Origin of the sequence: Luteolibacter luteus, from assembly GCF_012913485.1 — a bacterium.
Classification (GTDB): domain Bacteria; phylum Verrucomicrobiota; class Verrucomicrobiia; order Verrucomicrobiales; family Akkermansiaceae; genus Haloferula; species Haloferula lutea.
In genome coordinates this window covers 4154030-4165960 of sequence record NZ_CP051774.1, presented here as the reverse complement: position 1 = coordinate 4165960, position 11931 = coordinate 4154030, and the positions used below count along the sequence as shown (strand labels likewise).

Below are 11931 nucleotides of genomic sequence, written 5' to 3'. Positions count from 1 at the left end.
GGGATTGGGGAAAACAGATCAGACGGAATATACCACCACCGGGCCGGTATTGCCTCCTTGCACCCGGCGGAGTTTTTCCACCGCTTTGGCCAGTGCTGCAGCGGCCTCCATCGCTTCCTCCATGGTGCTGAGAGAGGAAAACCCGAAACGAAGGCTGCTCTTCGCCTTCGCATCGCTGAAGCCCATCGCCTTCTGGACATGGGAAGGCTGCTGCTTGCCGGTCATGCAGGCGGAGCCCGCGGAACACGCCACGCCGAGATCGTCCAGAAGGATGAGCAGGCCCGCGGCTTCACAGCCGGTGAAAGAAAGGTGGCTGGTACCCGGCAGCCGGTGGATCAGGTCGCCATTGATCGTGCAGCCCGTGATCGACTCCACCACCTTCGCTTCGAAGGCACTGCGGATCGCGGCGGGCGTCTGCCATGCTGCCAGCCGGGCGGCGGCAAGCTCGGCAGCTTTCCCCAGACCTACGATGCCTGCCGTATTTTCGGTCCCGCTACGGCGGTCCTTCTCCTGGCCACCTCCGCGAAGCAAGGGCTCGAAACGGGCGCCGCTGCGAACATAGAGCGCTCCCACCCCCTTCGGTCCATGGAACTTGTGCCCGGACAGGGAGAGGAAATCCACGGGCCCTTCCCGGACGCTCACCGGGATTTTGCCCACGGCTTGGATCGCATCCGTATGAAAGGCGAGGCCGTTCTGCTTCGCGATCTCACAGGCCTCGTCGATCGGTTGAATCACTCCGGTTTCATTATTCGCCCACATGATCGAGGCGAATCCCCCGCCTTCTTTCGCTGCCTCGCAGGCAGTCCGGTATTCATCCACCAGCAGGCGGCCACCGGCGTCGACGCCGGCTTTCGTGACGGCATAGCCGACATCCGCAAAGGTCTCCACCGGCTTTAGCACCGCGCTGTGCTCGATCGCGCTGGTGATCACCTTCCCGGACTTCCTGCCCACCAAGCGCGCCAGCCACTTGAGCGCTGCATTGGTGCTTTCCGTTCCACCGGAGGTGAAAACGATCTCATCCGGATCCGCACCAATCAGCGCAGCCACCTTTTCCCGGGCGTCCTCGATCGCCTTGCGCGCCTCCTTCGCCCCGCGATAGCTGGCGTTCGGATTATGGAAGCCTTCGCGTAGCCAAGGAAGCATCGCATCAAGCACCTCCGGCAGCAGCGGGGTGGTGGCGTTGGCATCAAGGTAGATCACGGCGGAAGGGTAGGCCCCCGTTCAGGATCCCGCAAGCCAGCCAATGCACCGCGGCCGACCGGATGTCCCGGCCGGGGACCACTCGAAGGGATTCCCGGCAAAGCGCGGCTTCGCTAGAACCTCCGCCAAAGCGCCCACGCCGCTCGAAACACAAGGGACCGCCTGTTATTTTCCCTGTTATAACAGGCGGAACAGGCAGCCGCCCCGAAGAGTCTCGAAGGCAGCCGCCGCGTGGGGACCACACAAACTCACGCATCCAACAGCCCGGTCCTGAGATCGCAATTCTTTGCAACCCAATCGTCACGTGAGAATATCGCCACCATCCATTCGATGCGGAATTCCGGACACCATGGTTCATCACGGACTGTTTGGAACGGCTAGTGGCATCGGAGCCACTAGCCGCGCCCGAACAAACCTTGCAGTAGCCGTACCTATGAAAATCCTCTCCTTGAGAAACAACCTCCTCATGACCGCTGCCCTGCTGGGCACGCACGCCGCAATGGCCGGCACCGATGTCTGGTTCACCCCGCTCACCGAATCCGCACCGGTCGTGGCACCGAACCAGTTGGCCGAGCTTTCCTCACCTTGGGTAACGCCGGAAGGCATCAGCCAGAAGAACGCCCTGAGCCTTCGCGAGGTGGAAGATCAGATCCTGAGCCCCAATCAATCGATCGTTCGCGTTCCGGGTCTCGGCAGCAGCGCTTCGATGTTCGACATGCTGGCTTTCGACCCGACCGGTAACTACCTCTTCATCCCGCACGAGACCTCGGTGGGTGCCGGATGCAGCCGCCACAATCTCTACGACAACTCCACCGAGACCATCTTCGCAGGCGATGCCAGCGGTAACTGGGCAAGCGACTACGCCGCCTTCGACCCCTGCCGCTGGACGCCGAACAACACCCTCTTCCTCGCCGAGGAGTGGGCCGGCCTCGGCCGCGTGGTCGAGATCCTCAACCCGATGGCTCCCCCCGCGGAAATCCAATCCCGCGTGCTGGAAAGCATTGCAAACGTTTCCCACGAGGGCGTGAACTTCAGCTCGAAGTTCGAAGACACGATCTACTTCATCGACGAGTTCAACTCGGGCTCCATTTACAAGTTCGTGATGAAGAAGGCCGGTGACTACACGGTCGGCCAGACCTTCGTCCTCTCCGTTGACTCCTTCCTGTCCAGCGGCGGCAAGCCTGCCGAAGATTGGAACCAACAGCCCGCGGGCGTGGTTCGCGAAGGCGCGGCCACCTGGGTTCCCCTGACCAATGAGAGCGGCACGCCGCTGCCAGGCATCACGAATCCCTTCCGCGACGGCCCACCGAACGACCCTCGCACCTCCACCGACGTTTTCGGAGGCCGTCCTGCCGCGGATGACGCCGGCGGCACTCCCTTCGGCCGCCCGGAAGACATGTCCGTCAGCCGCCTGACCAATGGTAACGAGGTCCTCTTCGTGGCCATCACTTCGGAGAACAAGATCCTCTCCATCGAGATGCTGGATAAGCGGAATAACGGTCGCCCGGCCAAGGCGACAGGCAAGGCCTTCGTCCGCGTGATGGCCAGCACCGCCACCCCGCGCAACCTCGGCTTTGCTGCCACCACGGGCACTCTCAACTCACCCGACAACATCTCCCTCGACGCCCTCGGCAACGTCTATGTCATCGAAGATGCCCCGAATGGTTCCTCGACCGGCGGCGACATCTGGTTCGTCCGCGACAAGAACAGCGATGGCGTCGCCGAATCGATCGATCATTTCATGAGCATCCGCGTGAACGGCTCGGAAGCCACCGGCATGATCTTCAATCCGGCCGTCCCGACCGAATATGCGGTGTCCGTGCAGCATCCGATCAGCACCGACCTCACGACCGTGCCAAACGGCTTGGGCGACTCGGTCTGGCTCTTCAACGTGAGCAACGTGCCGAACGGAGGCTTCGTGAAGAAGCTTAACAACGCGAAGGGCCTCACCAACCAGTGAGCCTTGGCATGATTTCCTGACCATCCTCCCCACGATAGCAAAGGGAAGGGCGACTCCCGCGGTCGTCCTTCCCCGCGCTATCGCTTTCTATTCCACCGCTTCATCCACATCGCCTGCATCGCCATGAACTCCACGAGAATTCCGGGCAGCTTGCTTTTCATCAGCCTCCTCGGCCTGGCCTCCCCAATCGTCAATGCGGAGGAAACCCGCCCACCGGAAGGCGGCGGTGTTCCCATCTATCAGCAAATCCTCGATTCGCTTCGCGAGAGCGACTCGGTCCTCCCCATGGTGCCGGAAGTCCATCCGGTGGTAACCCTGTCAAACGGCGAGGCAGTGGTCCCGCCACAGTGCTACACGCGCACCGAGATCCGCCACAATCCCTGCTACGTCTGCCATCAGGATCCCATCGATGGCCGGGAAAACGTCATGGCCGACGCTGATCTCCAGGAAGCCTACAGCTTCAGCGATATGGGAATGACCAATCACTGGAAGAATCTCTTCGAGGATCGCACCGCCCGGGCGGCAGCCATCAGTGATGAGGAAATCCTCCGCTACATCGGCGAGGACAACTACTCCGAGCTCTCCTCGCGCCTGCGGGAAAAAGATTTCAAGGGCTGGATCCCCGACCTCCAAAACCTGCATCTCGGCAAGGATGCCTTCGATGTCCAAGGCTTCGCCAAGGACGGCAGCGATTGGGTCGCTTTCAATTACAAGCCTTTCCCCAGCACCTTCTGGCCGACGAACGGATCGACCGATGACGTGATGATCCGTCTCCACCTCCGTTTCCGCACGGACCGGGAAGGCAAAAAGTCCGCGGAAATCTATAAGGCGAACCTCGCCATCCTCGAAGCGAACATCAAGGGTGTGAAGGAGATCGGCTCGCTGCCCGTGGATGAAAATCTTGTCGGCAAGGATCTCGACGGAAACGGCAGCCTCGAGGTGGTCACGCGTATCACCAGGACCGGTTCCTGGGTCGGAGCCGCCGAAGCGGAACCCCTGGATACCTCCCTCTATCCGCAGGGCACCGAGTTCCTGCATACCGTCCGCTACGTTGGGATCGGAAAGGATGGCAGCATCGTCAGCTCCACGCGCATGAAGGAAGTGCGCTATTCGAAAAAGGCGAAGTCCTTCTCGAAGGCGATGTATGCCCGCCGCTACGATCTTGAGGCCATGGAGAAGGAAGCCGGCAATTTGCCCGCCTACCATGAATTGGGACAACTCGGCATCGACAATGGCAACGGCTGGGCACTCCAAGGCTTCATCGAAGACAAGAAAGGCCGGCTGCGTGCCTATACCTACGAGGAGAACTTCTCCTGCATGGGCTGCCACAACACCATTGGCTCCACCATCGACAAGACCTTCAGCTTTCCCCGCAAGCTCGATGGGACCAAGGGCTGGGGCTACCTCGATCTCAAGGGCATGCCGGATGCTCCGAACAAGGGAGAAACCCTGGGAGAGATCGTGACCTACCTCGCCCGGGCGGGTGGTGGCAGCGAGTTCCGGAACAACGACGAAATGTCCGCCCGCTGGCTCAAGGAAGACGGAACCACCGATCCCGGCAAGCTGGCCGAGGCGAAGGACGTCTATGATCTCATCACCCCCTCGCGGGAGCGTGCACTAGCCCTCAACAAGGCCTACCGCACGATCGTGGAGGACCAGGATTTCATCTACGGAAAGGACGCGGTCCTCACCCCGCCGAAGAACGTCTACGACAAAATCGACAACGAGACCTCTCCGACCCTTCCGATCGACAAGATCTACAAGTGGAATATCTTGCTCGATTGGCCTGACCAAGCGGCCACGAAGTAAGCGATCCATACCCTTTTTCTAGCAAACCGGTTCTTGGCCAAGGCCAAGACCGTGCTAGATAGGGGAAATGCCAGACCCCGATACCGCCCCCTTCCTTGTCGGCACGGGGATCCTTTTGCTGCACCTTCTGGGAATCATCCACGTGATTCACGCGTTGATGACGGTGCGCACGGCCCAGGGCACCATTGCGTGGATGGTATCACTGATCGCCGCGCCTTGGGTCGCGATTCCCCTCTACTGGATTGCTGGCCGGAGCCGTTTCTCCGGCTACGTGCGGGCACGCCGTAGCGATGATGCGGATCTACGGAAGCTTGCCGATGAGATGCATCGCCGCCTTCGTCACTACGAAATCAAGCCCGACGACGCCTTCGGCCGGGCCGCGGAAATCCTCGGCGGACTCCCTTTCACCCGCGGCAACGAATTGACCCTGCTGATTGATGGAGAGGAAACCTTTGAAGCTCTCTTCACCTCCATCCTCTCCGCCGAGAAGTACCTGCTGATCAATTTCTTCATCGTGAAGAACGACCGCATCGGCACCCGCTTCAAGGACGCACTGGTCTCGCGGGCGAAGGCAGGAGTGAAGGTCTACTTCCTCTTCGACGAAATCGGGTCCCACAAGCTCAGCCGCTCCTACCTCAAGGAGATGGAAGACGCCGGCATCCAGTGCTACGCCTTCGGCTCGAACCGCCACTGGTGGTCACGCTTGCAGATCAACTTCCGCAATCACCGGAAAATCGTGGTGGTGGACGGAGAGGAAGCATTCATCGGCGGGATCAACGTGGGCGACGAATATCTGGGGCGCGACCAACGCTTCGGAGCATGGCGGGATACCCACCTCAAGCTCCGGGGACCCAGCGTGCAGGCGATCCAGCTCGTCTTCATCGAAGACTGGAACTGGGCAGCGGATGATGTCCCCGCCGATCTCAATTGGTCCGGCCATGCGGAAACCGCAGACCAGATCGCGGCAATCATCCCCACTGGCCCCGCCGATCCCGCGGACTCGTGGCAGCTCGTGGTGGCAGAAGCCGCGAATACCTCGCGTGAGCGTCTGTGGATCGCCTCGCCCTACTTCGTTCCGGATGGCGGCGTGCTCACAGCCCTTCAGGCCGCGGCAATCCGCGGTGCCGATGTGAGGATCCTGATCCCGGAGAAAGCCGATCACCTCTTGGTCTGGCTCTCCGCCTTCACCTACTTCGAACAAACCATTCCTTTCGGGGTGAAGCTCTACCGCTACAAGCGGGGCTTCCTCCACCAGAAGGTGATGCTCGTGGACGACCAGCTCGCCTGCGTGGGAACCGCCAATCTGGACAATCGCTCCTTCCGGCTCAACTTCGAGATCTCGGGCCTCAGCTCTGACAAGGCATTCATCGAAGAAGTAGCCCACATGCTGGAGCTGGACTTTGAGAATTCCGAAGTCGTGAAGGTCACCGATTTCACCGAGCGCAAGTTCGGCTTCCGCCTCGCCTGCCGTGCCGCAAGGCTCATGGCCCCGGTGCAATGAACTCGCCAGCCATCGCCTGCGCGTGGGCAACCGCAGCAGAGGCAAGTCCCGGCGGATAATAGCCACCTTCCAAGGAAGATACCACGCGCCCGCCCGCGTGCTTCTCGGCCAGCGCCACGACCCGTTTGGTAAGACCAACAAAGGTGGCGTCGTCCCATTCCAGATCACCGAGAGGATCCTTGATCCGGGCATCGAACCCCGCGGAGACGAGCACGAACTCGGGAGCAAAGGCATCCAAGGCAGGCGCTGCTTGAGCGTCCCACGCAGCCAAGGCCGCCGCCCCTCCGGAGCGGGCCGCAAGCGGGATGTTCAGGGTCGCCCCCTCTCCGGTCCCGCTCCCCGTATCTCCGGCACTGCCAGTGTAGGGGTAGAGCGGATACTGGTGCAGAGAGAGGTAAAAGACGCTCGGATCCTCGTAGAAGATCGCCTCCGTCCCATTGCCATGATGCACATCCCAATCCACGATCGCAATCCGCTTGAGCCCATGCCGCTTCTGAAGATAGCGGGCAGCAACGGCGACGTGATTGAAAATGCAAAAGCCCATGCCGCGATCCGCGGTAGCGTGGTGTCCGGGTGGCCTCACCGCACAGAAGGCCCGCCGGATATCCCCTTTCATCACGGCATCGACCGCTGCCAACACGGCACCGCTGGCGTCCAGCGCGACGTCGTAGCTGTCCTCGCTTAAAGCCGTGTCGCCCGTTCTCAGGACATCGGCACAAGAAGCCACGTCGCGATAGACCACATCGTGGTAGTAGGCTTCGTGGGCCAAAAGAATCTCCGCTACTGTGGCCCTGCGCCGGGGGAGTCTCACGAAATCCTCCGGCAACTCCTCCAGGGCGGCCCGCAGCGCGCGATAGCGCGCCGGCGACTCCGGATGGCCCGGGCCGGTTTCGTGATGCTCGTAGCACGAATCGTAGTGAATGCCGGTGCGCTGGGTTTTCATCGCTTCTCGCGGTGGATTTGCTTATGCTCCAGATATCGCGAGCGCCAGCGGAGGATGCGGGCCACTTTCATGTCATAGCGCAGATCCTCGTCGTCCCGGCTGGCCGTTCCCCCGGCGCGGGCCAGAAGCGCGGACATGGCATGGTTCCCGGGCAGGACGCTGGCCCAGAAATCCGTGATTCCCCGCTTCCGGGCGGTCACTGCCAGCTCTCCCAAAAGAAAGCCACCCATCCCGGCGCGACGCGTGGACTCATGGACCACGAAGGCGACCTCTGCAGATTTTCCGTCCGGGTCGAGGTAGTATCGGCCGATCGCACGGAGCTCCTCGCGACCATTGATCTCGGCAAAGAGCCCGAGCGCCCGGTCGCGGGACTGATCCACGGCGGCAAGCTTGTAGGCGGATTCACCCGTCATGCGCTCCCGATGGTAACCGTATCGGAGCCGCACGGTCTCTTCATCGTGCGAGTAGAAGAAGGACTGCAGGGCTCGCATGTCGCTTGGGTAAAGCGGGCGCAACCGAAACCGACCGCAGGAAAAGGTGATCCATTCCGACTCCACGCCGGAGCGCGTGCCACCAGGCATGGTGAAAAATCGAGGCAACCATCCGCGCGCCTGCGCTCCTTCCAGCAGTGACTCGCGGTAGTCCGGATGCGCAATCTCAACAAGCCGTGCCACCCTTTCCCGGATGCTGCGCCCATAAATGCTGGCAACGCCGTACTCCGTGACCACGTAGTGAACGTCTCCACGGCCGGTGGAAACACCGCTCCCTGGCTCGAAATCCGCGACGATTCGTGAACGCTTCCCATCGTCGGTCAGGGATGTCAGCACGATGATCGGGCGTCCGTCCTTGCTGCGGCCTGCACCGCGAATGAAATCCTGAAGTGCGCCAATCCCTCCGTAAAAACGGTGGCCCCGGGAATCCCGGACCACCTGACCGGTCAGATCGATCTCACGGGCCCCGTTGATCGCGACCATGCGCTCGTTCTTTGAGATGCGTAGCGGGTCGTTCACCCAATCGCTCGGATGAAGCTCCAAATCCGGATTCTTGTCGCAGAACCGGTATAGTTTCCGGCTACCCATCACATGGCTGGCGATGATCTTGCCGGGTTTGTAAGTCTTTCGCGAATTGTCCACCACACCGCTGCGGACCAACTCCATCAGCGCATCATTGAACATTCCCGAGTGGATTCCGAGATGCTTGTGCTTCCGTAGTGCGCGGATCACTGCCTCCGGGGTATTTCCCAAGCCAACCTGCAAGGTGGCACCATCCTCGATCAGCTGCGAAGCATAGCGCCCGATGCGATCCTGCCGGTCATCCGGGACAAACTTCACGCACTCCGGCAAGGCGACCCGGTGCATGAAAAAGCGATCGATCCGCTTTACCGGCAGAAGGCTGTCTCCTCCGGTGCGCGGCATCAGCGGATTCACCTGCGCAATTACCACACGCGCCGCATTGATCGCCGCACGCACGACATCCACGCTGACCCCGAGCGAACAGTTCCCCGCTTCATCCGGTGGGCTCACTTGGATCAGCGCGACATCGATCGGCACCCGCCTGCTTCGGAAAAGCGCCGGCACCTCCGACATGGGGCAAGGCGTGTAGTCGGCCTGTCCGCGTTCAACAGCCTCCCGGACTGCAGGAGTGAGGAAAAAGGAATTCGTCCGCAGGATCTGCTCGTAACGCGGATCGATCCATGGCGTAGCCCCGAGTCCATGGATGTGGACGATTTCCACGTCCTGCAGGCGCTCGGCATGGGCAAGCATGGAAGCCACCAGCGCGTGCGGCACGGAAGCCCCGCCGCCAATGAAGACCCGGCTCCCGGGCCTCACCAGCCGTGGCCATTCATGTTCATCAAGGGTTTCCACATGACGAATCTAACACGCTAGAAAAGGCAGGCGAGACCCGGGATCGGTAAATTTTTCCAAGGAAATCGCCGCCCAAGGGTCTTTCTTCATGAATCCAGGAATTCCATGAAACGACTATTTGCATGCTTTCTTGCCCTCGCAGGCCTCGCCGCAGGAGCGGAGCCATTGAAAACAAACGCCAAGCTCCCGGAAGACCAGCTCATCTTCCCCCAACCGGAGCAGGCCGAGGGAATCAAGGTCGAGGCAATGTTCAAGAGCGACGAGGTGATCTCCCAAGTCGTTCAGGGCAATTGGATCCGCAGCCAGCATCTCATCACCTATGAGGTGCTGGTCAACGAAGACAGCCCGGTCGGCAAGGAACTGAAGTTCATCTGCACGGACAGCAATCCCACGGTGGAATCGGGTATCCGATTGAAGAAAGTGCCATGGCCCTTCGACGGAGGGAGCATGACTTTCACCCTATCAAAGGATGAATCCTGCGCTTATATGCCCTACCTCAACATTCTCCGCTACGAACCGCTGCTGCGGGAAACCAAGTAATTTTCGAAACCATCCGCTCATGAAAGCTTTGGCCGTAACCGTCGCGCTCGTTTCCACCATGAATGCCGAGACCGCGCTCACCATCTACAATCAAAACCTCGCGGTAGTCCGCGAGACACTACCCGTCGAACTGAAAGCAGGCGAAAGCACCCTGACCTTCGACCGCGCCACTGCCCAGGTTCTTCCGGATTCCGTGGTGCTCCGTGATCCCGCAGGCAAGGCTGCCTTTTCGATCCTGGAGCAGAGCTACCGGAATGATCCCGTCAGCCGCTCACTCCTGCTGAGCCATTTCGAGGGACAAGTCATCGACTTCCGCACCACCTATCCCGATGGAAAAGTGGAGGTGAAGCCGGGCAAGATTATCCGCTCCGGCCACGTTCCCGGAGGCGTGCCTCAAGACCCGATCATCGAGGTCGATGGCAAGCTACGTTTCCAACTTCCCGGCGAGCCGCTTTTCCCCGCACTCGGCAACGACTCGATCCTCCGCCCCACCTTATCGTGGCAACTCGGCAGCCAGGATGGCGCCAAGTTCGACGCTCAGCTCTCTTACCTCAGCAACGGTTTCAACTGGGAAGCCGACTATAATTTGGTCGCCCCGGAGAAAGGAGAAACCGTCACGCTCACCGGCTGGGTCACCGTGGAAAATAACAGCGGCACTGGCTTCGACAAAGCGCTGGTAAAGCTCGTCGCCGGAGACGTGAACATTATCGAGCCGGCGATGCCCGCTGCCCCCATGGCACGCGGCCTCGCCATGGCAGCGGATCGATTCGAAGCGAAGGTCCAGGAGAAGGCCTTCGATGACTTCCACCTCTATACCCTGCCGCGCCCTCTCAGCATCCGGGACAAGGAGACCAAGCAAGTGGAGTTCCTGCGCTCGCCCGCCGTGAAGGCGGTAAAGCGATACGTCTACGACCCGAACTCCATGCGTTTCTTCGGAGGCGGTGCCGCGCAGACCCAGCCGATCCAAGGCATGGAGTTCCCGAAGGACGTGGCCATTTACTGGGAATTCAAGAACGAGGAGGCTAATGGCCTCGGCGTGCCCCTCCCCGCAGGACGCGTGCGCTTCTACCGCTCCGACGATCAGGACGGGAACCTCGAGTTCGTCGGAGAGAACAACATCGATCACACTCCGCGGAACGAGGAAGTCTCACTCTACACCGGCAATGCCTTCGACCTCGTGGGCGAGCGCAAGATCACCAACTTCGAACGCGATGACCGTGCCGATTGGCTAAAGGAAACCATCGAGGTCACCGTGAAAAACCGCTCGAAAGAACCGAAAGAAATCGTCGTCCGCGAGCACCTCTGGCGCTGGCTGAACTGGAAGATCGAGAACAACTCGATGGACTACGAAAAGAAAGACGCCCAGAAAATCGAGTTCATCGTGAAACTCGCACCGGACGAAGAGAAGAAGGTAACCTACACCGCCCACTACTCCTGGTAAGGAAATCTCACGAAGGCGGCTCCGCTGGGAGCCGCCTTTCTCGTATCCGCGAGACTACTTCTTGTAGCGGAAGCAATCGACGGTGTGATCGTTGACCATGCCCACCGCCTGCATGAAGGCATGAAGCGTGGTGGATCCCACGAAATTGAAGCCGGCCTTCCGCAGCGCCTTGCTCATCGCATCAGACTCCGGCGTCTTCGTCTGAATATCTGCCATCGTCTTGGGAGACGTCACACGCGGCTTCCCGCCGGCAAAACTCCAAAGCCATTTCACCGCATCCCCCTCGCGCTCCCTTAGTGCGAGCCAGGCTTTCGCATTTGCCCGCACTGCTTCGATCTTTCCGCGATGCCGGATGATTCCCGGATCGAGAACAAGCTTCTCAAGTTCCGCATCCTTCATCTTTGCCACCTTCTCCGGCACGAAGTTGTGAAAGACCTTCCGGTAGTGCTCGCGCTTTTGCAGCACGGTCCACCACGAAAGTCCCGCTTGAGCGCCTTCAAGGCAGATCATCTCAAAGAGGTAGCGCTCGTCATAGGACGCCACGCCCCACTCGGTGTCATGATATTCGCGGTAGAGTTCGCGATCGGCAGGCAACCAAGGGCAGCGGGTCATGCGGGAATTCAGAACAACTCTCCGCCGCGATTCAAGAAGAGGCTTCTTCGTCACCTTTCC

Annotated in this window: 9 protein-coding genes; 5 read left to right on the top strand and 4 right to left on the bottom strand. The window is 60.5% G+C overall.

Annotated elements, in window-relative coordinates; translation table 11 throughout:
* Positions 1-18: 18 nt before the first annotated feature.
* Positions 19-1200, bottom strand: a complete 1182-nt coding sequence (locus HHL09_RS17210; protein WP_169455850.1) for a cysteine desulfurase family protein — start codon at positions 1198-1200, stop codon at positions 19-21.
* A 433-nt stretch (positions 1201-1633) separates the two neighbouring features.
* On the opposite strand from HHL09_RS17210, the gene HHL09_RS17205 reads away from it, so the two are divergent.
* From HHL09_RS17205 to cls, 3 genes are all read left to right on the top strand, one after another.
* Positions 1634-3160, top strand: a complete 1527-nt coding sequence (locus HHL09_RS17205) for an alkaline phosphatase PhoX (RefSeq protein WP_169455849.1) — start codon at positions 1634-1636, stop codon at positions 3158-3160.
* A gap of 123 nt (positions 3161-3283) precedes the next feature.
* Entirely contained in the window at positions 3284-4969 is a 1686-nt protein-coding gene (locus HHL09_RS17200; RefSeq protein ID WP_169455848.1) for an Aq_1262 family (lipo)protein, read from the top strand.
* A gap of 67 nt (positions 4970-5036) precedes the next feature.
* Positions 5037-6470: a cardiolipin synthase gene (gene cls, locus HHL09_RS17195; RefSeq protein ID WP_169455847.1), complete on the top strand. Its 1434-nt coding sequence runs from the start codon at positions 5037-5039 to the stop codon at positions 6468-6470.
* Here the strand turns inward: cls and HHL09_RS17190 are convergent.
* Both HHL09_RS17190 and HHL09_RS17185 read right to left on the bottom strand, forming a co-directional pair.
* Positions 6451-7413 (bottom strand): histone deacetylase family protein, encoded by a 963-nt coding sequence (locus HHL09_RS17190; protein ID WP_169455846.1) that lies wholly within the window; start codon positions 7411-7413, stop codon positions 6451-6453. The genes cls and HHL09_RS17190 overlap by 20 nt on opposite strands.
* Positions 7410-9278 (bottom strand): GNAT family N-acetyltransferase, encoded by a 1869-nt coding sequence (locus HHL09_RS17185; RefSeq protein WP_169455845.1) that lies wholly within the window; start codon positions 9276-9278, stop codon positions 7410-7412. Before HHL09_RS17185 ends, HHL09_RS17190 begins: the two co-directional genes overlap by 4 nt.
* A gap of 105 nt (positions 9279-9383) precedes the next feature.
* Between HHL09_RS17185 and HHL09_RS17180 the strand changes: the two genes are divergently transcribed.
* Both HHL09_RS17180 and HHL09_RS17175 read left to right on the top strand, forming a co-directional pair.
* Positions 9384-9818, top strand: a complete 435-nt coding sequence (locus tag HHL09_RS17180; RefSeq protein WP_169455844.1) for a hypothetical protein — start codon at positions 9384-9386, stop codon at positions 9816-9818.
* A gap of 19 nt (positions 9819-9837) precedes the next feature.
* Positions 9838-11259 carry a DUF4139 domain-containing protein gene (locus tag HHL09_RS17175; RefSeq protein ID WP_205760870.1) on the top strand — a complete coding sequence of 474 codons (1422 nt, stop codon included), beginning with the start codon at positions 9838-9840 and terminating at the stop codon, positions 11257-11259.
* Positions 11260-11313: 54 nt separating this feature from the next.
* Here the strand turns inward: HHL09_RS17175 and HHL09_RS17170 are convergent, their stop codons facing one another.
* Entirely contained in the window at positions 11314-11871 is a 558-nt protein-coding gene (locus HHL09_RS17170; RefSeq protein ID WP_169455842.1) for a DNA-3-methyladenine glycosylase I, read from the bottom strand.
* Between the last annotated feature and the right edge of the window lie 60 nt (positions 11872-11931).